Source organism: Eubacterium callanderi (genome assembly GCF_900142645.1).
Classification (GTDB): Bacteria; Bacillota; Clostridia; order Eubacteriales; family Eubacteriaceae; genus Eubacterium; species Eubacterium callanderi.
This window is the reverse complement of the sequence record NZ_FRBP01000001.1, coordinates 256,019-281,023: the sequence shown is the minus strand read 5'-3', so window position 1 is coordinate 281,023 and position 25,005 is coordinate 256,019. Positions and strand designations below refer to the sequence as shown.

The following is a 25,005-nucleotide window of genomic DNA, read 5'->3' as shown; positions in this document are numbered from 1 at the left end:
GAGGAGGAAAGCCATGAAACACAATAAAATGATGAAGCATATCCTGCCTGTTTTGCTGGCAGCGCTGGTGGCCTTTTCCTCACTGGGGCTTGGCAGTCTGGCGCCTCTGGTACAGGCCGAGGAAGCAAGCAGCGCTTCTGTTAATACGAATCCGGATGGAAGCCCAGCCACCGATTGGAGTCAAAAACCAAAGGATTCCTGGGATGCCAAAGACAACAATGGCCGTTATAAATATATTGACATTGCCTGGTTTGCAGAGCATACCAGTGATGCAATTTATACGCTGAATAATGAAGAACAGCTGGCAGGACTGATGGTCCTTAGCAAAGTGGGTGCAGTAACAGATAAAAACGGGAAAGCCGTGAGTGGGAGCGGCGGTAGGAACTTTTCAGGAAAAACCATACGGCTCAGTTCCAATATGGATATTGGTGCACATTGTTGGACAGGAATCAGCTGTTTTAATGGTATTTTTGATGGGAGTAGCTTCGTAGTCTCTAACGTGTGGCTTGATAATTTAAGTGTTAATATGGGATTTTTTAGTGAAGCGAATGGAACGATTAAAAATGTTATTATTGATCAAAGCCACTATCGTTTAAATCAATACTCCGCTGCTTTGGTTGGATACTCAAATGGCAGTGTACAGATTAGCAATTGCAAAGTATCTAATACAGAAATTATGATTTCTGGCAGCGGACAGGCCCGCGTAGGCGGCATTGCAGGTCAGATTAACACAGGCAATTCAAACATTAATAACTGTTCAACCGAAAATCTCTGGATCAAAAATGATGGAACAACCAATGATCTTCGCCATGTGGCTATGATTGTATCTGTTTTTTCCGCTGCGTCTATTAAAAACTGTACTGTTAGCGGGGGAGGCATTTTATTGGATGATACCAATAAAGGCCATAATTACGATACGCTTAATGTCGCTTCCATTTATGCGGCGATTGATAATAGCGGGGCGCAGGTGACCGGCTGCAGCTCCGATGCGATGATTCAGGTAAGAGGCTTTACACGAAGCAGTAGTCCAGATGCAAATAAAAATAGTATAAATATTGGAGGACTCTACGCTGGAATAGGCAGTGATGTTACATATTCCTGTTTTACAGGATCTGTTGAAGCAGTAAACTGTCAGGCAAAAAATATATTTAGTATTGGTGGCTTGGCCGGGAGTATCGCAGCTGGAAAATCGGTTGCAAACTGCTATAATGCCGGTAAGATCACGGTTGAGGACTGTACAGTAAGTGGCAGTGCTGATCTTTCTAAAAAGGCAGCTGGTGTGGTTGGCAATCTGGAAGGCAGCATGGACGGCTGTTATAATTCTGGAACCATCACGGGTATGGGAAGCAACAGCACCAATGCGTTTGGCGGCTTGACTGGAACCATCGGCGGAACAATCAGTAATTGTTTTTATATTAATGCTGTCAAGGCTTCAGGTGATGACAATAGTACAGGAACAAATGCCATTAACTTGGCCGCCATAAAAGATTCTTCGGGTACAGACATCGTTACACAGATCAGGCAAGGAGACGATACTGCACGGGTGGTACTGGCCGATGCCGAACAGCTGAAGGGGTTACAGAATGCAAGCGCTTTAGGTGAGAGCTTCGGCATTCAGGTTCCGACTGCCTCGGCCTTTGTCTCCGATAAGCCCTCAGCTGTTCAGGCCATTGTCAATACGGACAACAGCGTTGGCCTTAAAACCTCTGGCGGCACAGGCGGGGCAGCTGCCATTACAGCCAAACTCTATCTGAACCAAAATGAGCTGGCTTATGCGCCGGGAGCGGCTACCCGTACCTTTTGCGGACCGGTCAAAAGCGTTGAGGCCCCCATTACCCTGAACCTGAATGTGGTCTACGTAGGGCTGAACAACAAAAGTCCCACCAGCGCCATTGAGGATACAACCGATTTTGGACTAAGGGCAGGCGTTACTTTTGGCGGAACCGGTGTAGATAAAGACAGCTATACGCTAAAGTGGTTTAAATCCAGCAATAAACAGAGTTCTCCGCCAGACAGCAGTGCAGCCGGTGCCGAAGTCGCCGGCCTCACCGAAACCTGGGATGATGTGACAGCCGGAGAGGTAACATGGAAGAAAACCGCCGATACCAAAGCCCAATTTACAGCGGACGATGCAGGCTGGTATAAGCTGAGAGCGACACCGACCAATTCCGCAGGAGCCTTTAAGGATTATACCTTCGAGACCGCCTGGCAGTACCTGAGTGTGGACAACCTCATGGTCTTTGACGATTCCAGCACAATGCCTGATAAAATCGAGCTCAGCCGCCAGGATACCGATATAGAAAATAAAACCCGGCTGGCCGTAAAAATTGAGATTGCAGACGGGTTTACCGGCAGCATAAAATATGGCTGGTATAAGGTAGATGAGACAACAACGCCGATAGCCGGAACCGAAAAAACAGCTGCCATCACAACAGATGCCGCTGCGCATACCATCACCGATACGCTGACCGTGGGCAATGCCTACAGCGATGCGCTCAAGGGTACCTACCAGCTTATTGTCACCAGTGTTACACCCGATGGGCAAACAGCGCAGACAAAAGACATCCGCGGCCCGGCCAGTGAGATCCGCTGCTACAATGCCGAAATAAAGGACGACTACGTACAGGCAGGTCCAGGCTATGAGGGCACCCCGGGCAACACCATGACCCAGAGCATCATTACCCTGTCCGAGGATTTCGCGGCCAGTATGTACGATGCCTATTGGATTAAAGGGGGAACGCTTGATGAAAGCACAGATTTGAGCGACTACACACAAGTGCGCCATGCCACCCTGACACAGCAGGCGGATGGTACCTACAAAGCCATTGCGGCCTTTAACATGGAAAAAGGCTGCGAGGGTGACAATTACCAGCTGGTCATCTATCCGACCAACACCACAAGGCCCTGGACCGATACGGCCATGCAGTTTAAAGGCGCAGCGAACTGCGTGTTAACACTGTACAGCATTGACACCGTCACCTACAACCTGGCTGACCGCTATTCCACCACCGAGATGACAGCAGAGGGTGTACTCATTCCGTCGCCCGCTGTCGATACCATCAATCCAGATGGCAGCCTGACCTACACCAAGGTCTCCGGTCCAGAGACTTTCACCATCGATTCAGCTGGAAGGATCATCTGCCCCACAGACCTGTCCGCCATTTCCAATGGGCTCTACACCTACACCATAAAAGTGACGGAAGAAGGCTTTAAAAATGATGCGGGCGCAGTCCTCAGCGGCCCAGGCATGAGCAAAAACGTCACCATCAGCTTTCAGGTAACCGGCTCATCCGATTTCCCGTTGACCGATAAGAACCTGTATATCTACGATACGGGCTATATTTTAGCCGACAGTGAACCAGACCAGGCAACTTCCCAGATTATTCCTTATCAAGGTATTTATAACATACCGGCAGGTACAGGCGAATCAAATGTGTGGCAGCATACCATCACGGTGGTTAGCGGCGAGCACACAGGTAGCGGCCGCATTATCTTAGGCGGCAGCTTTAGCACTACCGGAGCACCCATCACCGTAAAAACCGGCGCCAGCGCCCAGGTCAGCATTGCCGATGGGACTGGGATTACACTCACAAACACCAGCAGCGGCGGCCCAAGTCTGAAAAGTGACGGCAGCCTTATTCTGGCCGGCGGCGCCGGTACCAGCACACTCAACGCGCCCGGCGGCATTGCCGGAGGCGGCAGTCTGACCATCGGTGCGGCCGATCATAAAGGCATGACGGTCGATGCCGCCAGTGCTATCACCACTGCCAATACCACCATCGAGAGCGGCCATGTAGAGGTGAGCGGCAATATTGGTGGGAACGTCACTGTCAAAGGCGGCAATGTCAAAGCCGATACCATTGGTACCAGCGGAGCCATCATCACCATCGACGGTGGCTCCATCATCGGCACCGTCAGCGGCGACGCCAAAGACAGTGCTGGGGAGCCCGTCTACCCCGTCACCCTGAGAGTCAGCGCTGCCCCGGAAGCTTATAAAGATCAGGCACTGACCGTCATGCAGTGCAAGCAGTCCGGCGCCGATACCCGCCACTGGGAAGCCACAGCCTCGGGAGACCGTTTTAAGAAAGACGGCGGCAGCAATGGCGAGTTGTACGTCTATCTGCCGTATGATACGGCCGACTATACCACGGTTACAGCCGTTACCGACACCGGTAGTTTTACCAGAAATATTCGGGCCGATAAAAACAAACAGCTGGCCACCAGCCTTCTGTCCATGACCTACAGCGTCAAAATCCCGAAATCCGTCGGGCAGAGCAATGTTTCACTGGGCAACGGCGCTGCCGCCGATATCACCATTGGTATGAATAACAATGATGGCTGGCTTTACGAGGGCCGAACCATCGACCTTGAAATCAGCCCCAATGAAGCCTACCGGGATGTCTGGGGCAATTATCTGCTGAAAAAAGAGGGCGCCAATGCCGACGCCTATAAACCAGAGTTTTGGATACAAACCCCATCGGGCAGCGCCCTGAGTAAAGCCGGGTATTTTGGCACACTAACAGAGCAAAGCCGTACCAGCGGCCAGACCGGACAACTCATCGTGCCCGCCGACAGCCGCATTACCGAGGGCACCTACAAAAGCCAGCTAAACTGGAAGATCATCCCCAACGACCCCGTGGTCGGCGGAGAAAAATAACCATCTTACTGAGAGGGACCCCCCTTTTATCATAAACACAAGAAAATCAAAGAAAAGAGGAAAGACAAAATGGCAATGAAGAAAAAAATAGCAGCTGCTATAGGAACCGTGCTCATCACAGCACTTTGTTTTGGAGGAAGCGTATTCGCAGAAAGCAAACCCGTCAACGGAACCGGTGCAGAGGAATCAAACGCAGTAGACGGCACAACCGATGCAACCGTGACTTACACTCAAGCGCAAGACCCTACATGGTCCGTCAATATTCCAAAGAGCGTGGATTTCGGTAAAATTAACGCGGCAACACAAAATGTTACCAAAATATTAGACTACTCGGCAAGCATTTCAAATAATCAAGTTACATCACTCAAAATCGCTTTGAAGAGCGCTACAGGCCCATCTTTTGCCATGAAAGATGCAACACACAACATCACAGTGGCTGATGCGTTCACCATTAGAGATAACACCGGCAACGACCTGACCGCAGGCGGCACACTTCTCACCCTCGCAAACGGCGAGACAGGAACCGCCCAGGCAATATTAGATGTCAGTAAATTTAAAACTGCTAGTATAAGTGATGGTGATCATGCCTTTACAGGGAATTTCGCGGTTACCATCACACCAGTAAAAGCAACACCGTAATAACATCTTGCTGGAAACGACGCCCACGTCGTGCCCCGCGAACAGCGACCACCATCCCAAAAGGAGGCGTACGCCCATGAAAAACCGCATATCCATCCTCACCCTTTGCCTCCTTCTGCTGTGGTCAGCCCCGGCATTGGCCGAGGAACAACCCGATACGTCCGGCGGCCAGACTGCCGTCACCCTGACCTATACGTCTGGCTATATCATACCCACCGATGTGCCCTACGATCCAGACTTTCGTTTCAGCCTGACTGCCCAGACCCGCTACACTGACAAGACACCCTTCAGCCACGGCTTCATGGAACTGCACTCAACTGTCAAAAGGGCCAAGACCGATGAAAACGGCGCCTTTTCCATGGAAAACATAGAGCAAGGCAGCCGCGTCTTTAAAGCACTGGACCAGAGTAATGCAGAGGTCGGTGCTATGTGCCTGCGGATCGACCGTACCAATAGCGTCGAAGAAACAAAAGTCATCAGTCTGCCCGACGGTACCACCGCCCTGTGCGTCAATGCCCGTATCAAAAACTTAGAGCTCATCCTTGAGCTGGACGGACAGGGTAATATGAGCATTATCGAAGCACACGGCAGCCAGAACACTACACAGCTACATGGCAGCCAGACCCCGGTAAGCCTGAATCCTTCTACTGGGTTACTCAGTGGTCCCGCTGTGCCCGCCTGTGCAGTCCTGCTTCTGGCCGTACTGACAGGAGCCGTCTGGAGTATACAAAAATCAAAGAATAAAGCATAAAACAGCAGCAAATGGGACAACGGCTGTCACCCATCAAAACACCGAAGGCCACATACCAATATGTGTATGTGGCCTTCGGTGTTTTTGTTTAAGAAAAAGAGGAAAAAATGAACCCCAAGATGCAATCTATCCTGCCCCCCAAAAGCTTTAAAAAGCAGATTGAAGCCCATCCCGACCAGTTTGAAAAAGTCGAAAACACCGGCTATGAAGACCGGGAAGGCCGGGAAGTCATGGCCCAGTACGTGTTCCACGGCCAGGCCCTCACCCAGACCTGCAAGGGCTGCGGCGGCGTCCTGAAGCCCAAGGAAATGCGCGCCGAGGGCCAGAACGGCCATACCCACATTGTCAACGGCCTTGCAAAGCCCGTGGAGGTGGCGCCCGGCCAGGTGGTCGTGGTCTATGTGTGCAGCCGGGTCTGTCTGGAATGCGCTACCCATCAGCGCGTCTTTCCCGAGGGCGTGGCCGGCTGGGTACGCCATGCCCTCATGATGGTCTGGGAGCTGCTCACCCTTTTGTTTGAAAACGATGAACTTTCCCATCCCGGCAAGATGAAGGGAAAAGTACGCCGCCCCTGGGAACGCCTGGACTTTTACGGCGAGAACGCTACCCTGTACCGCTGGCGCGCCCGGGCGGCCCAATGGTTCTTAAGAGAATAAAAGAAAAATAATCTTATTTATGATCATTAAAAATTTGTTTGCGTGTTTAAAGGGTGAAAAGTCTTGTAGGATAGAACCATCAGCAGGCGCAAGAAAAAATTGCGCGGCTGAAATCTAACCAATCTATTTTACAGGAGGTTTACCATGAAACGTAAACAGACAACCCCAAAGGATGAAACGGCCCCAAAAGCGTGCGCCATGTGCTGTGGTTTGTGCGCACAAAAACAAGAAAACTGGACCGTGGCCGAGCTGGCCGAGTCCATGCGGGTGCGGGGGCTTAACATTGGCCGCAACCGGCTGCACGCCTGGCTGAGAAGCCACGGCTATACAGACCGCGCCCAGCGGAAAGGGCAGAACCTGCCAACCCGCAAAGCCCTGGACAGGGGATGGATGGTCATCGCCTGTGTGGAGGGCTGGAACAGAGCGCGTGACCAGAAGGTCAGGTGGCCGTCCATCCGCGTTACACCGCTGGGGCAGGCGTATTTTACCGGGCTGTTTGTTCTGGAGGGGAAGGGCCAGTGAACTACCTGACCGAGCTGCTGGCCTTTTACAAATGGCTGGAGACCAACCCCATGAGCCCGCTGCTCCAGGCCTACTGGCACCTGCTCATGTACACCAACAACAAAGCCGCCGTCCGGGCAGAGGACGGCCGCTGGCACTGGCCCGTGGACTTCAAGGTACCCAACACCGTACTCATGCCCCTTTTAGGCATCAAAGACCGGCGCGTACTGCTGCGACAGAGAGGGTACCTCATAGACCACAAACGGGTGACGTACCAAAAGGACAAAGGCCAGCGTGCAGGTACCTACCGCCTGGTGCCCTTTGACAGAGGCCTGAGCATCACCGCCCTCCAGACAGAGACAGGGGACAGTGTGACACAAATCTGGACACAAGCTGTCCCGCCCCCTGTGACCGAAGTGTCCCCGTTCATAAATATAAATCATAAACACACTTCTCTATTGTATTCTAATCCGGAGGACGCGCCCTTCATCCCCCAGTTCAATCTGCTGCCCCAGATCCCCGAGGAAGAAAAAGCCGCCATCCGGGCCCAGTACCCGGGCGACGAGGTGGCTGCCTTTAACGCCATCTGGGCCGCCCGAGAGGCAAAACAGAAAGGAGAAACAACATGAACCGATATGGGATCGGCCCCAGCGTGGTAAGACGGAGAAGAAGCTACATGGTCGAGGCCGAGTGCCGGATAAAAGCCGGCTTTTACGCCCGCAGCGCCGAGGAAGCCGAGGAAGACTTTAACGAGCTCAGCGCCGCCGTCGAAGACCAGTTTCCCGGCCTTGTGCTTGAGATTACAGACGTCTATGAGGACGCATAGGAGGCTTATTTGAGCAGCTACAAAGTAATTGATGATTTGGTCAAAACCTGTAAAATCGGGCAAAAATCCCCGGAAAACAGCCCCGAAAAAGAAGGCGGCCGAGTGGCGGGCCAGATGCTCGTCATGACCTTTAAGCCCCTGATCCTGGCCACCCTCAGCCGCTCAGGCATTAAGGACGGCCAGTTTGAGGACGCCTTCCAGGACGGCGTGGTCGCCTTTATGGAAGGCCTGAAAAAGTTTGACCCCGGGCGGGGCGCGGGATTCAACGCCTTCATCCAGGTGTACCTGCGCCAGTATTACAAAAAGTGGCAGAGCGGGCAGTTTAACCATTCCATAAAGCCCGATAAAACCCTTGACGACCCAATCCCCGGAAGAGAAGGCCTGACCCTCGCAGAAGTCATACCCGACAAAGAAATCAACCTCGAGGCCGATTATATCGAGCGAGAAGAAAAAAGCAACGGCCAGAAAAGGCTCGCCAGAGGACTGAGCCGCCTGAAGCCCAGCTACCGCAGCGTGCTGGAAAAGCACTATTATGAGGGCAGAACCCAGACCGAAATTGCCGAAAAAGAAGGCGTGAGCCTGCAGGCCGTTAACCAGCGCCATGACCGAGCCCTCAAAAAATTAAAAAAAGTTTTGTGAAAAGCGTTGATATTTTCTGCAAAAAAGGAATGTATGTAGTGTAGGGCAAAACACCACACAAAATACTAACCCAAAAGGAGAAATGCACATGGCAGTCACAGAAACACTCAAAGACACAAAACTCAAAGTGAAGGTAAACTATGGCGAAAAAGAAGGTAAAATTGAGCGTGGCAGCAAAACCTATGGCGATGTCAAGCATGACGCTACCAAGGAACAGCTTGAGAGTGCCTACGGGCACATCATTTCCATGCAGGAGCCCATTGGCGAGGGCTGTGAGCGTATCACCGCCAGCGACATCACAAAAACCGAGTAAATAAGAAAAAACACCACGGCATCCAGGATTCAAGTTTTAACAGGAAAAGGAGATAAACCATGGCAGTAACCATCAAAAAAGACCTGAATTTAGTTTTTACCACCGCGAGCGGCAAAGAGCACCGAATGACCATTCCCGACTACCGGGAGGGCATTACCGATGCGGAGATAAAAACCGCTGCCGCTGGCATTGTAGCCACCGGTGTCTTTGAGCCCGACGGCTTTGCGCTGGCCCAGCTGTCCGGCGCCAAGCGTGTGGATACCACTACCACCGACGTGGCCGTAGAATAAAAAAGGGGCGAAAGCCCCCTTTTTTATATGGAATGGCAAACCCGCCGCGCAGCAGCAGAAAAGGAGATTAAATGAAAAGAGTGCATAAACGTATTTTTATTATATTAGTGGCCATAGTAGTTACTGTGGCCAGCAGCATATTTTTAAGCAGCTTTCAGGCAGGGCCGGTAAATGAGCAGATGTTCCCGAAGACTCAGCAGGAGATTGCACCAGAGACCGAAACGCCTCAGGATGGGGCAGTCATCGACCACCCGCTGCCCGAGGACCCCATCCTCACCAACGGCCCCTGGGCATCGGCGCACTTTCTTATGGACGAGTACGCCTGTGACTGCGCGGGCTACTGTGACGGCTGGCCTGCGGATATGGATCCGGAGCTTTTAGAGAAAATTGAGGCGCTGCGGTGTTATTTTAACCGGCCCATCATCATTACCTCAGGCGTTCGCTGTGAAAGGCGCAACGCGGAGGTGGGCGGCATTGAAAACTCCTGGCATCTGTCTGGTCACGCGGCCGACCTGTACTGCCCCGGGGTGCCCTGTGACGAGGTGGCCTGGGTAGCCAGAGAGCTGGGGCTTGGGGTTATTGAGTACCCGGACCAGCAGTTTGACCATTGTGAGATATGGCATTAAAAAGAAGTCTCTTGGACTTCTTTTTAAGGTTTAAAGTCAGGCTCTGGCGTTTCGCATGCCTATCAGCTCGTTTACCAGAGTCGCGCCCAATATGAGCACAGCCCCAGCAGCCTGTATCAGGGTCATAGGCTCGGCGAGGAAGAGGCTTGAAAGCAAAATAGCGGAGATGGGATCGATATAGCTGAAAGTGGCGATAGTACGGCTATCCAGCCGGGGCAGGGAGGCAAAGTACAGAAGATAGCTGAAGCCAGTATGCACCACGCCCACAAGAATCAGCAGCATAACAGTAACTGCTGAGGCCCCTGTGAGACGGATGCCGTCCGTGAGCAGAACATAGGGCAGAAGCGCCAGAGCTGCGATAAACAGCTGGGTAAAGGCGCTTTCAAAATCCGAGATATCCTTTAAAAATTTGTTGGTCAGGACAATGGCCGCGTAAAAGACAGCGCCGCCAAAGCCGTAGGCAATGCCGATCAGGTTCTGACGATCCAGTGTGCCGCCCGCGCCGGATATGCAGACCATACCAGCCATGGCAGCGAAGATACAGAGCACATTTGTACGGGTCAGGGACTCTTTAAATACCACAGGCGTCAGCAGCATGACAATGACCGGAGCGCAGTAATAACTGACAGTGGCGTTGGCGATGCTGGTGTACCGGTAGGCCTGGAAAAGCAGGATCCAGTTAAAGCCAAGCATGATGCCTAATGGGAGCAAAACTTTAAGGTTACTTTGGATACGTTTAAAGGAAAGCCCCTTTTTAAGAATGAAACTGGACGCAAAAAGAAAGGCGCTCCCGATGAGTCCCCGGGCCAGAGCGATCTGGCTTGAGGTGAAGGGCAGGGTACGGACAAAGAGGCCGATACTCCCAAAAATAAGCATGGCCAGGGCAAAGAGCAGCTTTTGTTTGTTCATGGGGCCTCCTTTGCTATTCGGCAGAAAAATAATGATTCGCTTTGACCATTGTATCGGCGACCAGGGCTTTTGTCAATCCCAAACTGTGAAAGTCGTTTTTTATGCCTCTATACTGGCGCAGTAAGTCATAGAAGGCGGTTTACAGAATGTAAAAATTTTACAGGTGGATTGGCGATCTGGCGGCCCTGGCCAAAGGGTGGGGGCTTAATGTGCTGCCCTGCCATAACAATGGCTATATATTTGGAGATGGTAGAATAAGGGGCCGGGGATGTAAAATACTGCGTCTCCGGTTTTTTTATGAAATTTCTGGTATAATGGGCGTAACGATTACAGCGCAAAGGGGAATGAAATGAAAGGGTTTGAATTTTTAGATGAAAAGTATACGCGCTATATGCTGGAATGTTTTTCAAATGCCACAGGCCTGTATTTAAAAGGGATTGATCCCGAGGGCGAGGTATTCCTGGAGCTTGAGAACCTGCAGGAATGTGAATTTTGCGGATATGTCCGATCCTGCAACGACGGCGCGTGTACAGCCTCCTACCAGCAGGCCTGCCAAGAGGCTGCAAAGTGGAAGGAGCCCTATTTTTTCAGGTGTCACGCGGGTTTAGTCATGTGGGCAGTGCCCATCATCGTGGAGGAGCAGAGCGTGGGCTGCCTGATCTGCGGTCAGGTGCTGCTGTGGGAGATTGACGCGTTTTTCATTGAGGAGCTGGAAGAGATGAACCAGGACATTGAAAACTTTGGCCTTTTGTGTGAGAAAGCCAGAAAGCTCAAGGTGCTCTCGCCTCACAAAAGCCAGTCCGTAGCCGATATGCTGCAGGCCATCCTCAATTACCTGTCCAAGGCTAATGCCGGAGGGTACGATGAACGGCTGAAAACCGAGGCCTGGCGCAATGTGATCCTGAACCATATGGACGAGCGGAAAAACAAGTTTCTGGAGGACCCCTTTGACTACGACCGCCATCTCAAAAAGGAGAAGATGCTTTTACAAGCCATCCGCACCGGCCAGCGGGACAAAGTGTCCCGGGCACTGCCTGGCTTTCTGACCGACATCTACGTGCTGTCAAATTACAGCCCGGACCGGGTCAAGGTGAGGGTGCTGGAGTTTATGGCGCTGGTGTCCCGGGCCATTGTGGAGGCAGGACTGGACAGCCATATCGCCGTCATGCAGAACGAGAAGCTCTTTATGGAGGCGGCTGGTATCCGGGAGGTGGAGGTACTCTTTGACCGGGTCAGCACTATGGTGGATGAGTTTATGGAGGATATCTTTATTTTGGGCGAGACCTCCCACCGCAGTGTCCTGAAAGCCGTGCGGGAGTATATCGGCGCCCATTACCGGGAGGCGCTGAGAATCGAGGACCTCGCCGCAGAGGTGGGCCTCAGCGATTCCTACCTCAGCCATCTGTTTAAGGAAACCTTTAACTATACAGTGAACGACTATATCACACGGGTACGCGTGGAAAATTCAGTTCGGCTCATGGAAAAGCGGGAGCTTACCCTGAGGGAGATCGCTGCGCACTGCGGCTTTAAGTCGCCGGGCTATTTTTCAAAAGTGTTTAAAAAATACCTGGGGGTTACCCCGAGGGAATACCGTAACCGCTTTATTGAATAGAGAAAAACAGAAATGAAAATAAAGGAGGGTAAGCAATGGATTATTATAAAGCGATTAACAAAGCCATAATGGAAGGCGAGACCAGGGATGTGGTGGATCTGACAAGAGAGGCGTTGGCCCAGCTTTATCCGCCGGAAAAAATCCTGAACGACGGGCTGATTCAGGGCATTGAGCTGGTGGCGGAAAAATTTCGGGAGGCCGAGCTGCTGGTGCCTGAGGTTATCCTCTCCACGCGGGCAGTGCAGGCCGGGCTCAAGACCATTAAGCCTTATCTTGAGGCCGATGTAAAAAATAAACAGGTCAGGGTCATGATTGGCACCGTCTCGGGCGACCTGCACGACATTGGAAAGAACATCATCAAGATTGTGGTGTCTACCCTGGGCGTGGAAATCATTGACCTGGGCATTGACGTGTCCGCGGAAAAATTTGTGCAGGGAGTGCTCAAGGAAAAGCCTCAGATCCTCATGATGTCCGCGCTGCTCACCACCACCATCAACCAAATGAAGGCAGTAATCCAGCGTCTGGAAAAAGAAAATTTACGAAAAAATCTAATTGTTTTTGTGGGCGGCGCGCCAGTGACTGAGGCCTTTGCCGCGGATATCGGAGCGGATTATTATACGCCGGACTCTTCTGAGCTCAAGGAGATACTGGAAAAAATACTGAAAAAGCTGAAATCTGCCTGAAATTTTCCCTTAAGAAGCAGGTAAATCGAAATAATAGCAGGATCAAGCCATAGATAGCAGGATTATGCAAAAATCAAAGCTCTGAAATGGTGATATTATAATACCAACAAATCAAATAATTTACGAAAAGGGAGGGGAACATTCGTTGATCATTGTTGGAGAAAAGATTAACACCAGTCTGAAGGGGGTCACCGAATTTGTGCGGGAGCGCAATGCGGAGGCCATTCAGGAGCTTGCGGTTTCGCAGGCAGAGCTGGGGGCAGATTACATTGACGTGAACTGCGGCACGCTGGTTGATGAGGAGGTGGCAGCGCTGCCCTGGCTGGTCGAAACGGTTCAGCAGGCCGTCGACAGGCCCTGCTGTATTGACAGCCCGGACCCGGCTGCGCTGAAGGCAGCGCTGGCACTGCACAAGGGGGTGCCGATGATTAATTCCATCACCGCGGAGGCGGGCCGGTATCAGGAAATGATCGGTCTGGTGCAGGAATACCAGGCCAGGATCGTGGCGCTGCTCATCGACGACACCAACGGTATCAGCCCTGATGCGGAGGTACGGATCGGCATTGGCTGCCGGCTCATCGAGCAGCTGGCAGAGGACGGTGTGCCCATCGGGGACATTTACATTGACCCGCTGATCCAGCCGGTGAGTACCGGCGCAGATATGGGCAATGTGGCGCTGCGGACCATCCGGGCGCTCAGGGAGCGTTATCCGGAGGTGCACTTTATGTGCGGACTCAGCAATATTTCCTTTGGCATACCGGAGCGGGGACTGCTCAACCGGACCTATCTGGCCATGTGCATGGCTGAAGGCCTGGACGGCGCGGTGCTTGACCCGAAGAACGCCAGGATGATGAGCATGATCACTGCTGGTGAGGCGCTTCTGAACCGGGATAAGGGATGCCGGAAGTATTTAAAAGCCCATCGGAAGGGCCTGCTTGTATAAAAATAAGGGAAAATAAGGGAGAGAAAAACATGGAAAACTATATTGAAAAAATCAGAGAACTGGTACTTGAAGGGGAAGATGAAGAGATTGTTGAAATGATTGACGAGGCCGTGGAAGCAGGCGTATCGCCTAAGGAGATTGTGTCGGACGCGCTCATCGAGGGCATGAACCAGGTAGGGCCGCTGATGGCAAGCGGAGAGCTCTATGTGCCTGAGGTACTGCTGTGCGCTGAGACCATGCAGCTTGGTTTAAAGCATCTGAAACCACAGCTCCAGGCCGGTGATGTGACCACGCTGGGCAAGATTGTTATCGGTACGGTGGAGGGCGACCTGCACGACATCGGCAAGGATCTGGTGGCCATGATGCTTGAGAGCTCTGGATTTGAGGTGGTGAATATTGGCATTGACCAGGCGGCGGAGAATTTCCTGGAGGCTGGAAAGGATGCGGACATCATTGCTATATCCGCCCTGTTGACCACCACTATGCCGGCCATGCGTGAAACTGTGAAGGTGCTGAAGGAAAGCAAAGCGGGGGCCAGAGTGATCGTGGGCGGCGCGCCGGTCAGTGATGAATTTGCAAAAGAAATCGGCGCGGACGGCTACGCCGAGGACGCAGGAGCCGCGGTGGTTTTCTGTAAAGAATTATTGAGTGCATAGGGGGTAAAAATATGCGACCGGAATTACGATATTTAAGCAATAAGGATCTGGAATACGTTCATAATCTGGCTCTGGAGCTTCTGGAGGACATGGGCATCGAGCTTTGCGCCGAGGAAGCCAGAGATTATTTCAGGCAGGCAGGCGCCACCGTTGAGGGTGAGATTGTCAAAATCCCAAGAAAGATTATTGAGGACGCCCTGAAAACAGTGCCCAAGCGGGACGCTTTTACCCTTTATGGCAGAGACCCGAAGAACGACGTCAAGGTTAATGAAGCACTGCCCTCACTGGCAGCCATGACCATGGCTACCTCGGTCATTGACCCCCACACCAGGGAAAAGCGCCCGGCAACTGACCAGGATTTGACCGACCTGACAAAGCTCCTCGAGATCATGGACAATGTGAGCATTGCCAGCGGCCTGATCACACCTCAGGACGTACCATTGGAGAGCTCAGACTGGTATACCTGGGCGGGTACCATTAAAAATACCACCAAGCACATTACCGGCGGGGCTGTCGGCAAGGAGGGCGTGCGCGACGCTGTGGAAATGGCGCAGCTGGCTCTGGGCGGCGACATCGCCTTTGAGGACCGCCCGTTTATTTCTTTCTGGGTGCTGACCTCGCCGCCGATGAAGCTGGATGAAAATCCTCTGAATGTTCTTATGGAGGCCAGCCGCCTGAACGCGCCGTCGGTCATCAGCTCTGGCGGTATCCTGGGGATTTCCTCGCCCATTACCATCGAGAGCGCCATCATCCACACCCACGCGGAAACCCTGGCAGGCATCGCCCTGACCCAGCTGGTGCGTCCGGGCGTATCGGTGCTCTACTCCAGCTATGTCCGCAGCATGGATATGCAGACCATGAGCGTGTCCATGTCCTCGCCAGAGACTGCCATCATGAAGAGCATCATGGCCGAGCTGGGCCGCTATCTGGACCTGCCGACCAAAATGCCCACCAACCTGCGTGACGCCAAGCTCCTCGACGCCCAGGCAGGCTTTGAAACTGGTATGGTGGGAACCGTCGGCGCTCTCACCACTGATTTTCTGGTGTCCATGCAGCTGGATATCGATCTGGTGGTCGACTACGCAGACCTGCCCTACTCCAATGAATGCATGTCTCAGCTCAGACGCCTGGTGCGCGGCCTGGATTTCAGCGACAAGCGCATCGCTCTGGACAATATCCGCAAAACCGGACACGGCGGCAGCTACTTGAACGCCAAGCACACTGCCAAAAATTTCAGAAAAGAGCTGTGGATCGGCGACCTGACTGAACGCGGCAACTGGAAATCCTGGCAGAAGGATGGCGGAAAAGACATGCTTGAAAAATGTGCCGAGCGGGCGGTTGAGCTCCTGGAACAGGTGAAAGACGTCACGCTGCTGGACGCAGCCGTATGTGACAAAATCGACGCCATTGCAGACAGCGCGTTTGAAAAAGCGAAAGCCATCAAACGATGAGGTGGCATGATGAAAAGTAAACGCAACCTTGGCTTTATTGCCATGGCCGTGGTCATCATCATCTACGGCGTATCCTACATCGCGCGGGATGTCATTGTCAAGTACATGCACCCCACAGTGATTGTGGCCTTCCAGTTTACCATCATGACGGTGCTGTTCACACTGTACAACCTGTTTAAAAAGATGGACATGCGCATTGAGAAAAAGGATATCCTCATGGTGATCCTCTCCGGCCTTGTGGGCTGTACCTTCTTCCATGTCTTTACAGTTATGAGCGTTAAGTACATCGGCGCAACGGTCTCCTCGCTGCTCTTTGGCTTTGCGGCAGTGTTCTCACTGATGATTGACTTTGTTTTCTTCAAGCGTAAAAAGACAAAGCTGAGTATCCTGGCGGTTGTAGTATCCCTGGTGGGCGTGTACATCCTCATGGGCATTAATCCCAGCGACCTGGCAGAAACCAATTTTATGGGCTATGCCATCTGCCTGCTGAGCATTATTTCCTGGGTTATCTACTGCTTTCTGGCTGATAAGGTATCGGACAAATATGAGAAAACCGTTGTTCTGAACTACCAGGCTGTGGTGGGCGCGGTGACGACGCTGCCCTTCCTGTTTCTGTATCCGGTGGCCTTAGGCGATTTGGTTCGGCCAGAGGTGATTCTTGATTTAGTGATCCTCGGCGTATTCAACTCAACCTTTGCTTACTTCCTGAACATCTACGCGATCAAAAACATTGGCGTGACCTTTTCCAATCTGTTCATGAATTTCCTGCCAATAGTGACGATCATCGTAGGTGTGGTGCTCTACGGTACCATGCCAACTCTTAACCAGATTATCGGCGGCGTAATCATTATCGCGTCAGTTCTGATTCTCAACAAGGATCAGAAAAATCTGGACCAGAGCGCTGGTGAAATGCGGGCAGAGACGGATTTGAAAGAAGTGGATGTGGAATAAAAACAAAAATTGCCTGACACACTGAAATTTTCAGTGTGTCTTTTTTATGATAAATCCCAAGCTTTTGACAAAAAGGCACAAAACCATGATATAATAAAAGAATAAATCTTTTTACCATTGGAGGGTATGGGATGAATCGGGAAGAACAATCAGTGGATCGGGAGGCGCAGGGGCATGATGCCGCGCTGCACCCGGCCCTTAAGCTGCGGTTGGCCAGAAAGCGGATTTTCTTTGGGCCGGGGCCGGCCGAGCTGCTCATGCAGATCAAGCGGACAGATTCGGTCCGGATGGCCTGTGAGCAGATGGGCATCTCCTACAGCAAGGGCTGGAAAATGATCAACACCATGGAGGAGGAGCTCGGCTACAAGGTGACAAAACGCCAGCAGGGCGGAAGGAACGGCGGCAGTGCCTGTCTGACCCCGGAGGGGGAGGCGCTTCTGGCAAAGTACCAGGAGCTCGAACGCCGGAGCCGGGAGGCTGTGGACAGCATTTTTGAGGAGCTTTTTGGACCTTTGGATTAATCGATAAAATTGATTAAGGTATCGAGAAAAAAGGGCAGTCTGCCGGTATGGGCAGTCTGTTATAAGGAGAGGAAATCCTGTGACAACAGAAGAAAAAAGAGAAATTATCGCCTTTGCCGATAAAATACTCAGGCGTTATTTCTGTGAGTGTGATGTTGAGTTTTTAATATCCACCTTTGCGCCCAATATCGTATGGCTGGGCGGCGGTGAGATGCAGAAGGCAGAGGGGGCTGAGGCGGTGGCCGCCTGCTTCAGGGAGGGGCAGGGTGACTTGATCCCCTGCATTATGACAGAAGAGGAATATGTGGTGGAGGAGATCTCAGAGGACGGTTACATCTGCGAGTGCGTCAGCCGGATCGAGACCGTGGAGGGCTCAGGGACCAGCATGCGGGAACAGCAGCGCTGTACCTTTGTGTTCAAGCGTATGGACGGCGAGCTGAAGTGTATGCATATCCACAACTCAATCCCGTTTTCGGCCATAGAGGACGATGAGCTGTTCCCGGTCAGGGCCGCCAAGGAGGCCTACGACAATTTGCAGGAGCTGCTGCAGGAAAAGAACCAGCAGATTGAGCTCATGATGTCCCAGCTGCCGGGCGGAATGGCCATTTGCCATCTGGACGAAGGTTACAGTATCAAATGGGTCAGTGACGGGCTATGCCAGCTCTATGGCTACGAAAGCGAGGCGCAGATGGTTGAAGCCATCGGCGGAGAGACAATGGCGCCAGTGGATGCAGATGCATATACGCGGGTCTATGATGATATTAAGAGCTGTGTGGATAAGAATGAGACCTATTCGGTTGAGTACCCAATCAGGCGGTCAGACGGCAGCGTCATATGGGTTCTGGATATTGGAAAGGGAGTCATTGACCGCGACGGTGAGAAGGTAATTTACTGTCTGGTGACAGACATCACACATCGAAAAAAACAGGATATGCTGATCCAGCAGGCCAGTATTGAGAATAAGCGCCAGGCTGATTTTCTGACTCAGCTTTACAACACTGTGCCTTGCGGTATCATCCAGTTTACCACCAGTCCCGAGCATAAAATCATCAATGCTAACCGCCGGGCCTGGGAAATCTACGGCTACAGTGAGGCAGAATACTGGCAGACCGTAAGCGATCCCTTTATCTCTATGATCGAAGATGAGCGGAATAAATTCAGGCAAATCATTGATGAGATTTCTCAAAACGGCGGCGGTGTTTTTTATGAACGGGAGGGGCGACGCAAAAATGGCGAGCAGTGCTTTGTGAGCGTGTCCATGGAACGCCTTGAAAACAGCAACGGCGAGGAGGTTATCCAAGCGGTTTTCAACGATATTACCGAAACACGCATGCTCCAGATGGAACGGGAGCAGGAGCAGCTCATTGAGAACCGGTCGCTGCGGGCAGCTATCTGTACGGCTTATCCGCTCATCATGAGCATCAATCTGTCTCAGAACAACTATGAATGTTTTATTCAGGAAAAGAACATTGTCAGATATGACGAAAAGGGCCGTTATGACGATATGGTGGACATTACTATGGGGAGGGTGTACCCCTCTTACCAGGAGGACTTCGGCCACCGCTTTTCCAGAGAAGCGCTGATGCGGCGGTATGAGGAGGGTGAGCGTGAGCTCTATATGGAAATGCAGATGCTGGGGGACGATGGCGAATACCACTGGATTTCACTCTATGTGATCCGGGTTGATAATCCCTACAGTGACGACATGCTGGTCATTGGCCTCATGAAGGTGCTGGATGAGCAGCGGGCTGAAAAGGCCAGGCAGGAAAGGCTGCTGAGGGACGCGCTGACTTCCGCTGAGGCGGCCAACAAGGCCAAGTCAGAGTTCTTATCCCGCATGAGCCACGATATCCGCACTCCCATGAACGCCATCATTGGCATGAGCACTATCGGCCAGCTTAAGGCTGGCGCGCCCAACCGTGTTCGGGATTGCTTTGAAAAGATCGATTCTTCATCGCGCTATCTCCTGACTCTGATCAACGACATACTGGACATGTCAAAGATCGAGAGCGGAAAGATTGTCTTAGCCAAGCGGAAGTTTGATTTCTCCGAGTTTATCAATGAGATCAATACCATCATCTATCCCCAGACCAGGGAGCGTGGGATTGACTTTGTGGTCCACCATCATGAGCCCATGGAGCGTTTTTACATCGGTGATGAGCTGCGTCTGAACCAGATCATGATGAACCTGCTCTCCAACGCTGTGAAGTTCACAACACCCGGCGGCAGGATTACTGTGGATATTCGGGAGCTGAAGCGTGAAAATGGGCTGGCGTACCTTGGGCTCAGCGTGAGCGATACAGGCATTGGAATGTCTGAGGAATTTATGAAGAAGATTTACCAGCCCTTTGAGCAGGAGAACCCTGGAACAGCCCGAAACAAGATCGGCACCGGGCTGGGGCTGTCCATTGTCTATAACATTATCCAGCTCATGGGCGGCACCATTGCGGTGACCAGCGAAAAGAACTGCGGCACCACCTTTGAGCTGAGTGTGCCTCTGGAGCCAGTCTACGACACCGAGGAAGAAAAACGGCGCCGTATGACTGAAGATGCCCTGAAGGATATCCGAGTGCTGGTAGTAGACGATGACGCCATGATCGGCGAGCAGACGGCTGCCATTATGTCGAATATTGGTATCTCGCCGGTCTGGGTCGATTCCGGCGCCCGGGCCCTCGATGAGGTACAAAAGATGATGGAGGCGGGCTGTACCTACGACGTGGCTATGATCGACTGGCTGATGCCGGATATGGACGGCGTCGAGACCACCCGCCAGATTCGGAAGATTGTTGGGCCGGACACAACCATTATCATCATTTCCGCCTATGACTGGAGCGATATTGAGGAGGAAGCACGACAGGCAGGCGCCAATAACTTTATCTCCAAGCCGCTGTTCCAGTCAGTGATCTATGACACCCTCCTGCACCTCAACATTGAGCCCCATGAGCGCAGAGAGCAGCGGCAGTCGGTCTCCAGCCTGGACGGACTCCAAGTGCTGCTGGTGGAGGATAATGAGTTGAATCTTGAAATCGCTAAAACGCTGATGGAAATGCAGGGCGTGTGCGTGGACACCGCAGAAAACGGTCAGGAGGCGGTTGACAAATTTGCAGACCGGCCTCTGGATTTTTACCACGCGGTGCTGATGGATATCCGGATGCCGGTAATGGATGGACTTAGCGCTACAAGGGCGATCCGGGAGCTGGACCGCAGTGACGCCAAAACAGTGCCCATCATTGCCATGACGGCCAACGCCTTTGAGGAGGACCGCCGTCTGGCTATAAAGGCTGGCATGAATGGCTACCTGGTCAAGCCCATTGATATCAACAAGCTTTTTGAAGAGCTTAAAAAGTTTTCATAAAAAAATGGAAGGCTGGAATGAGGATCCAGACCTTCCGTTTTTAATTTTCTTTTAAAAGGAAAAGCATGTTTTCTTCAAAGGGCAATGCCGGCTCGGAAAATGGCAGCTGTTCCAGAATATCATCGACAATGCGTTCGGCTGAGTGGCCATAATACATCTTACGCAGGGCACTCTTCATGGCGTACTGCTTGACTTCATTGTCCTTTAAGGCCTCAATGGCGACGAGGAGCTCTGTGGTGGTGTGGGTAATGATGGCCGCGCCGCATTTCTTAAACCATTCGGCGTTTTCGCCCTCCTGGCCCGGTACCGGGTTGTGCAGGATCAGCGGCATGCGGGTCGTTACCGCTTCACTCAGGGTAATACCGCCAGGCTTGGTCATCATAAAATCACCGCAGCAGTAGAGCTCGTGAATGTCTGAGACAAAGCCGAAAATCTGTGTGTTTTTGAAGGAGGCTGCAGACAGCTCCTTATAAAGGGATTTGTTTTTTCCGCAGACCACAATGGTCTGGAGGTTATGCAGGCTGTCGGCCTTCTCGCAGATTGCTTTGAGGTTTTTGACCACGCCGTAGGTGCCGGCGCAGATGATCAGGGTGCGCTTGTCCGGGTCCAGGTGGTATTTTTCCTGGAGCCGGTGACGGTCGTAGTGGCCGTAAAAGGCTTCCCGGATCGGAATACCGGTCTTTAAAATGCGTTCTGCGGGAATACCGTAGTCCATCAGATGATCCTCCACATTCTGACAGGCAACGTAAAATTTGTCGGTGTCCTCATGCTGCCAGGCAGCCGGTATGCAGAAGTCTGTGACCACTGTGTAAACCGGGATGTCCGGATAATGAGCCTGCTTCAGTATGGAAGAAACCGTATAGGGATAAGTGTTGACAATGCAGTCGGGGTGGATATCTTCCACCATGTCCAGCAGAGTTTTTTCGGTCAGTGTCCAGAGTCTGTATATGAATTTGCTGTGAGCATCCCTTTCCATATCGTAGTACATTTTTTTGTAAAAGGTGCTGCCGATATTATAGGAAAGGAGATAGGATTTTTCGATAATGGTATTGACGAGCCGGTTGGTCTCATTGAACAGATCACGAACAACAGCGGTGCAGCCCTTCTGTTCAAAGGCGTCCTTAAGGGCTGCGGACACCATTTTGTGGCCTGATCCGTGGGAACAGGTCAGGATTAAAACTTTTTTGCTGCGATTCATCTGATTCCGCCTCCTTCTTCATAGTCTTACGTTTCGGTTAAGTCTATTCTAGCTGGCTTTTATTAGAGTTCCATTAGAAACAGCGAATCGTCATAAATTGTTAATATTTGTTCAGAATTTCGTCAGAAATACTCAGTCGTCATACTCGATACCCAGCAGGCAAACGTCGTCCATATCGTCGGTGCCCTCGGTAAACAGGTTGTACTCTTTCAGGATTTCCTGGCAGATGGTGTTGATGGGATGGGTCATATGCTTTTTTACAATCTCGGTCAGGCGCTCCATGGAAAAAAGCTCATTGCTGGTATTCTGCGCATCGATGAGCCCGTCAGTAAAGATGATAAACTTATCGCCGTTTTTAAACGGAACCGTGATGTCCTGATAGTTAATGCTGGACATGAGCTGGTGCAACCCGACAAGGGGCAGGCTTGGTTTGAGCAGTGTGATGTCATCGCCTACCAGAATTGCCGAGGGATGGCCGGCGTTTGCGTAGCGGAGTGCATTGGCACCAGGATCCAGAACCAGCGCAAAGGCACTGAAATAGGTGGATGTCAGCTGTTTTTCGATGTCGCGCTCCATGCGCTGCATGAGCATACTGGGGTGCTCACGCACCAGCTCGTTTTCCATGGCATAGGAATAAATCAGCTTGACCATGCTGGTGATCATGGCCGCGTCGATGCCATGTCCGGTAGCGTCGGCCAGAATCAGGCTGATCTTGTCTTCATCCAGATTGTGGAAATCGTAAAAATCGCCGCCGACTTTGCGGAAAGGCTTGAGCATCGCGTAAAGGTGATACGTATCCGATACAAACTCACTGGGTTGCGGAATGATTTTCTTTTGGATATTCTGGGCAAATTGCAGTTGTTTATCGAAAAGACTCACTAGCTCACTGTACTCTTTAATGGATTCCAAATTTCTGACCTCACTTTTCATACTTATAGATGGATTATAGCATACTTTATGCACCTTTAAAACATAATTAATGATAAATTTCTTTTATAAGGTGGGATTTTAGAGATGAAACGCTGTTTTTTAATAAAAAAGTAGCACCTTACCATTTTTGAAAGAAAAGGAAGATCGTTCGTTTTCTGGTTTTCTTTTTTATGGATAAAAAAGCTAGCCATAAAAAGAATTTGCGCCAAAAGGTTGACAGAAGAAAAAGTTTTCGGTATCATAAACATTTGCAAGCTCAGATTAAGATTAATGTGAGAAAATTAAAGTGGAGATGTGGTAAAATATTTTCTCTTATTTGTGAAAATAATATAATTAAAATATGGAGAAAAGGGATTGTATTTTATCGTTTTCACCTGTATAATGTTAATAACAACATAGAAAGTAGGTGTCTTAAATGATTGAATTTGTATATGGAGCAAAGGGAAGCGGAAAGACTAAAAAAATGATCGATATGGCCAATGCTGAGGTTGGTTCTGCAAAAGGCGATATCCTGTTCATCAACGACAGAGACAAATACAGAGTGACTGTTGATACCAAAATTCGTTTTATTAATTCCGAAGATTTTGAAATTAAAGGGGAAGATGAGCTTTACGGTTTTATCAGTGGAGTAATCGCCGGAAATTATGACGTCGATGTTGTTTATATCGATAATTTACTGAGAATTCTTGATGCAGATGGTCCGGAAGATATTTCCGGAATCCTTGAAAAACTGGACAAAATCCAGAAAAAACAGGATATCAAATTTGTGCTTAGCCTGAGCTGCGAAGAGAGCACAGTTCCAGATTGCGTGAAAAATTATCTGTAAGAAATGAGAAGGCGCTCCCAGGATTTGCTGGTAAAACTGCGGGCGTCTTTTTTATTTTGTCAAAAATTGGAGGAACTACCATGGAAGAGCAATCGCTTTACAGGGTTTATTCACAATGGCTCAGAGAACGTTATGGCAGCAAGGTTTATAAGCTACCTGTCAACGTGCCGGTTTCCTGCCCAAACCGCGATGGCACTGCAGGAAAGGGTGGCTGTATTTACTGCGGCGCCAAGGGCGGCGGCAATGAAACCCTGTCGGATACCCTGAGCGTGGCCGAGCAGGTGGAAAAAAACCGGGCCTACATCGCAAAGCGCTATAAGGCCAAATTATTTATTCCCTACTTTCAAAGCTTTACCAATACCTACTGCAGCGCATTCCAGCTTGAGCGCTGGGTGCGTGAGGCAGTGGGTGATGGAGAGGGTATTGCTGGTGTGGCCATCTCCACAAGACCCGACTGTCTGAGCAGCGAGCAGCTGGATTTCTTAAGCCGCTTCCAGCAGGAAAAGCAGCTGGACGTATCCATTGAGCTTGGCCTGCAGACCGCCAACTATAAAACCCTTAAAATATTGAACCGGGGTCACAGCCTGTCCGACTATATCGAGGCGGCTGTAGCTGTCAAAAACCATGGGCTTCAGCTCTGTACCCATGTGATTTTGGACCTGCCCTGGGACGACAGGGACGATGTTGTGGAAACCGCTGGCGTGGTCTCTGCCGCTGGGTCAGATTTTGTCAAATGCCACGCGCTGTATGTGGAGAAGGGCACTGTCCTCGCAGAGATGTATTTAAAGGGTGAAATCAGCCTTTTTCCCAAGGAAGAATACATTGAGCGGTGTCTTTTGTTCCTTACGCATCTGCGGCCGGATATAGTCGTTCAGCGCATAATTGGCCGGGCACCGGAGGCGGACAGCGTCATCACCAACTGGAACACCAGCTGGTGGAAGATCAAAGAGAGCCTGGAGGAACGCATGCGCTATGAGGGCCTGTGGCAGGGAAAAAATTTTCATGAAAAACAGGAAATAATACGTGCAAAATGGGGCCCGTTATTGTAAAATAGATTAGATAACAGACTGTC

Annotated in this window: 24 protein-coding genes; 21 read left to right on the top strand and 3 right to left on the bottom strand. The window is 51.2% G+C overall.

Annotated elements, in window-relative coordinates:
- The first annotated feature begins 13 nt into the window (after positions 1-13).
- The 11 genes from BUC22_RS01370 (at position 14) to BUC22_RS01320 (ending at position 9,898) form a co-directional block, all read left to right on the top strand.
- A complete protein-coding gene (locus tag BUC22_RS01370; protein WP_073381963.1) occupies positions 14-4,657 on the top strand; it encodes a hypothetical protein in 4,644 nt (1,547 codons plus the stop codon).
- A gap of 69 nt (positions 4,658-4,726) precedes the next feature.
- On the top strand, positions 4,727-5,296 hold the full coding sequence (locus tag BUC22_RS01365) for a hypothetical protein (protein ID WP_073381960.1): 570 nt from the start codon (positions 4,727-4,729) through the stop codon (positions 5,294-5,296).
- 76 nt (positions 5,297-5,372) lie between these two features.
- Positions 5,373-6,047 carry a hypothetical protein gene (locus BUC22_RS01360; RefSeq protein WP_073381958.1) on the top strand — a complete coding sequence of 225 codons (675 nt, stop codon included), beginning with the start codon at positions 5,373-5,375 and terminating at the stop codon, positions 6,045-6,047.
- 107 nt (positions 6,048-6,154) lie between these two features.
- A complete protein-coding gene (locus BUC22_RS01355) occupies positions 6,155-6,703 on the top strand; it encodes a hypothetical protein (RefSeq protein WP_073381955.1) in 549 nt (182 codons plus the stop codon).
- A gap of 144 nt (positions 6,704-6,847) precedes the next feature.
- The gene (locus BUC22_RS01350; RefSeq protein ID WP_073381953.1) at positions 6,848-7,225 is read left to right on the top strand and encodes a phage antirepressor KilAC domain-containing protein; all 378 of its coding nucleotides are present in this window, start codon (positions 6,848-6,850) and stop codon (positions 7,223-7,225) included.
- Positions 7,222-7,833, top strand: coding sequence for a restriction endonuclease subunit S (locus BUC22_RS01345; protein ID WP_073381951.1), 612 nt, complete (start codon positions 7,222-7,224; stop codon positions 7,831-7,833). Before BUC22_RS01350 ends, BUC22_RS01345 begins: the two co-directional genes overlap by 4 nt.
- Positions 7,830-8,030, top strand: a complete 201-nt coding sequence (locus tag BUC22_RS01340) for a hypothetical protein (protein WP_073381950.1) — start codon at positions 7,830-7,832, stop codon at positions 8,028-8,030. The genes BUC22_RS01345 and BUC22_RS01340 overlap by 4 nt, the downstream gene beginning before the upstream one ends.
- Positions 8,031-8,039: 9 nt before the next feature.
- Complete coding sequence (locus BUC22_RS01335; protein ID WP_073381947.1) at positions 8,040-8,669, top strand: sigma-70 family RNA polymerase sigma factor; 630 nt, start codon at positions 8,040-8,042, stop codon at positions 8,667-8,669.
- 88 nt (positions 8,670-8,757) lie between these two features.
- Positions 8,758-8,982 carry a DUF1659 domain-containing protein gene (locus BUC22_RS01330; RefSeq protein ID WP_013381983.1) on the top strand — a complete coding sequence of 75 codons (225 nt, stop codon included), beginning with the start codon at positions 8,758-8,760 and terminating at the stop codon, positions 8,980-8,982.
- A 59-nt stretch (positions 8,983-9,041) separates the two neighbouring features.
- On the top strand, positions 9,042-9,272 hold the full coding sequence (locus BUC22_RS01325; protein ID WP_013381982.1) for a DUF2922 domain-containing protein: 231 nt from the start codon (positions 9,042-9,044) through the stop codon (positions 9,270-9,272).
- A 71-nt stretch (positions 9,273-9,343) separates the two neighbouring features.
- Positions 9,344-9,898: a YcbK family protein gene (locus BUC22_RS01320; RefSeq protein WP_073381945.1), complete on the top strand. Its 555-nt coding sequence runs from the start codon at positions 9,344-9,346 to the stop codon at positions 9,896-9,898.
- 36 nt (positions 9,899-9,934) lie between these two features.
- Here the strand turns inward: BUC22_RS01320 and BUC22_RS01315 are convergent, their stop codons facing one another.
- Positions 9,935-10,807 carry a DMT family transporter gene (locus BUC22_RS01315; RefSeq protein WP_013381980.1) on the bottom strand — a complete coding sequence of 291 codons (873 nt, stop codon included), beginning with the start codon at positions 10,805-10,807 and terminating at the stop codon, positions 9,935-9,937.
- A 349-nt stretch (positions 10,808-11,156) separates the two neighbouring features.
- On the opposite strand from BUC22_RS01315, the gene BUC22_RS01310 reads away from it, so the two are divergent.
- The 8 genes from BUC22_RS01310 to BUC22_RS01275 all read left to right on the top strand — a co-directional run bounded on the left by BUC22_RS01310 (position 11,157) and on the right by BUC22_RS01275 (position 20,979).
- A complete protein-coding gene (locus tag BUC22_RS01310; RefSeq protein ID WP_073381942.1) occupies positions 11,157-12,419 on the top strand; it encodes a PocR ligand-binding domain-containing protein in 1,263 nt (420 codons plus the stop codon).
- A 35-nt stretch (positions 12,420-12,454) separates the two neighbouring features.
- Positions 12,455-13,102 (top strand): corrinoid protein, encoded by a 648-nt coding sequence (locus BUC22_RS01305; RefSeq protein WP_013381977.1) that lies wholly within the window; start codon positions 12,455-12,457, stop codon positions 13,100-13,102.
- 145 nt (positions 13,103-13,247) lie between these two features.
- Positions 13,248-14,045 (top strand): dihydropteroate synthase, encoded by a 798-nt coding sequence (locus BUC22_RS01300; RefSeq protein WP_073381940.1) that lies wholly within the window; start codon positions 13,248-13,250, stop codon positions 14,043-14,045.
- Between the two features lie 29 nt (positions 14,046-14,074).
- Entirely contained in the window at positions 14,075-14,701 is a 627-nt protein-coding gene (locus BUC22_RS01295; RefSeq protein WP_073381938.1) for a cobalamin B12-binding domain-containing protein, read from the top strand.
- Positions 14,702-14,712: 11 nt separating this feature from the next.
- Entirely contained in the window at positions 14,713-16,152 is a 1,440-nt protein-coding gene (locus BUC22_RS01290; RefSeq protein ID WP_073381936.1) for a trimethylamine methyltransferase family protein, read from the top strand.
- Positions 16,153-16,158: 6 nt separating this feature from the next.
- Positions 16,159-17,103 carry a DMT family transporter gene (locus tag BUC22_RS01285; RefSeq protein ID WP_227930052.1) on the top strand — a complete coding sequence of 315 codons (945 nt, stop codon included), beginning with the start codon at positions 16,159-16,161 and terminating at the stop codon, positions 17,101-17,103.
- Between the two features lie 131 nt (positions 17,104-17,234).
- On the top strand, positions 17,235-17,624 hold the full coding sequence (locus BUC22_RS01280; RefSeq protein ID WP_073381933.1) for a winged helix-turn-helix domain-containing protein: 390 nt from the start codon (positions 17,235-17,237) through the stop codon (positions 17,622-17,624).
- 79 nt (positions 17,625-17,703) lie between these two features.
- Positions 17,704-20,979 (top strand): PAS domain-containing hybrid sensor histidine kinase/response regulator, encoded by a 3,276-nt coding sequence (locus tag BUC22_RS01275; RefSeq protein WP_083591067.1) that lies wholly within the window; start codon positions 17,704-17,706, stop codon positions 20,977-20,979.
- A gap of 40 nt (positions 20,980-21,019) precedes the next feature.
- Here BUC22_RS01275 and BUC22_RS01270 read toward each other — a convergent pair whose 3' ends face one another.
- Complete coding sequence (locus tag BUC22_RS01270) at positions 21,020-22,177, bottom strand: MGDG synthase family glycosyltransferase (RefSeq protein WP_073381930.1); 1,158 nt, start codon at positions 22,175-22,177, stop codon at positions 21,020-21,022.
- Between the two features lie 132 nt (positions 22,178-22,309).
- Positions 22,310-23,086, bottom strand: a complete 777-nt coding sequence (locus BUC22_RS01265) for a PP2C family protein-serine/threonine phosphatase (protein ID WP_227930054.1) — start codon at positions 23,084-23,086, stop codon at positions 22,310-22,312.
- Between the two features lie 436 nt (positions 23,087-23,522).
- Here BUC22_RS01265 and BUC22_RS01255 point away from each other — a divergent pair, with 436 nt between their 5' ends.
- Both BUC22_RS01255 and mnmL read left to right on the top strand, forming a co-directional pair.
- Entirely contained in the window at positions 23,523-23,933 is a 411-nt protein-coding gene (locus BUC22_RS01255) for a hypothetical protein (protein WP_013381967.1), read from the top strand.
- A gap of 80 nt (positions 23,934-24,013) precedes the next feature.
- Positions 24,014-24,982 (top strand): tRNA modification radical SAM protein MnmL/YtqA, encoded by a 969-nt coding sequence (mnmL, locus tag BUC22_RS01250; protein WP_073381925.1) that lies wholly within the window; start codon positions 24,014-24,016, stop codon positions 24,980-24,982.
- Positions 24,983-25,005 lie beyond the last annotated feature (23 nt).

Excerpts from the sequence above, each read along its gene's own strand:
- BUC22_RS01365 (WP_073381960.1), top strand. The coding sequence starts at position 4,727 with ATGGCAATGAAGAAAAAAATAGCAGCTGCTATAGGAACCGTGCTCATC.
- BUC22_RS01295 (WP_073381938.1), top strand. The coding sequence starts at position 14,075 with ATGGAAAACTATATTGAAAAAATCAGAGAACTGGTACTTGAAGGGGAA.
- BUC22_RS01255 (WP_013381967.1), top strand. The coding sequence starts at position 23,523 with ATGATTGAATTTGTATATGGAGCAAAGGGAAGCGGAAAGACTAAAAAA.
- BUC22_RS01285 (WP_227930052.1), top strand. The coding sequence starts at position 16,159 with ATGATGAAAAGTAAACGCAACCTTGGCTTTATTGCCATGGCCGTGGTC.
- BUC22_RS01350 (WP_073381953.1), top strand. The coding sequence starts at position 6,848 with ATGAAACGTAAACAGACAACCCCAAAGGATGAAACGGCCCCAAAAGCG.
- BUC22_RS01290 (WP_073381936.1), top strand. The coding sequence starts at position 14,713 with ATGCGACCGGAATTACGATATTTAAGCAATAAGGATCTGGAATACGTT.
- BUC22_RS01325 (WP_013381982.1), top strand. The coding sequence starts at position 9,042 with ATGGCAGTAACCATCAAAAAAGACCTGAATTTAGTTTTTACCACCGCG.
- BUC22_RS01340 (WP_073381950.1), top strand. The coding sequence starts at position 7,830 with ATGAACCGATATGGGATCGGCCCCAGCGTGGTAAGACGGAGAAGAAGC.
- BUC22_RS01280 (WP_073381933.1), top strand. The coding sequence starts at position 17,235 with ATGAATCGGGAAGAACAATCAGTGGATCGGGAGGCGCAGGGGCATGAT.
- BUC22_RS01330 (WP_013381983.1), top strand. The coding sequence starts at position 8,758 with ATGGCAGTCACAGAAACACTCAAAGACACAAAACTCAAAGTGAAGGTA.
- mnmL (WP_073381925.1), top strand. The coding sequence starts at position 24,014 with ATGGAAGAGCAATCGCTTTACAGGGTTTATTCACAATGGCTCAGAGAA.
- BUC22_RS01360 (WP_073381958.1), top strand. The coding sequence starts at position 5,373 with ATGAAAAACCGCATATCCATCCTCACCCTTTGCCTCCTTCTGCTGTGG.
- BUC22_RS01315 (WP_013381980.1), bottom strand. The coding sequence starts at position 10,807 with ATGAACAAACAAAAGCTGCTCTTTGCCCTGGCCATGCTTATTTTTGGG.
- BUC22_RS01355 (WP_073381955.1), top strand. The coding sequence starts at position 6,155 with ATGAACCCCAAGATGCAATCTATCCTGCCCCCCAAAAGCTTTAAAAAG.
- BUC22_RS01370 (WP_073381963.1), top strand. The coding sequence starts at position 14 with ATGAAACACAATAAAATGATGAAGCATATCCTGCCTGTTTTGCTGGCA.
- BUC22_RS01320 (WP_073381945.1), top strand. The coding sequence starts at position 9,344 with ATGAAAAGAGTGCATAAACGTATTTTTATTATATTAGTGGCCATAGTA.
- BUC22_RS01310 (WP_073381942.1), top strand. The coding sequence starts at position 11,157 with ATGAAAGGGTTTGAATTTTTAGATGAAAAGTATACGCGCTATATGCTG.
- BUC22_RS01270 (WP_073381930.1), bottom strand. The coding sequence starts at position 22,177 with ATGAATCGCAGCAAAAAAGTTTTAATCCTGACCTGTTCCCACGGATCA.
- BUC22_RS01305 (WP_013381977.1), top strand. The coding sequence starts at position 12,455 with ATGGATTATTATAAAGCGATTAACAAAGCCATAATGGAAGGCGAGACC.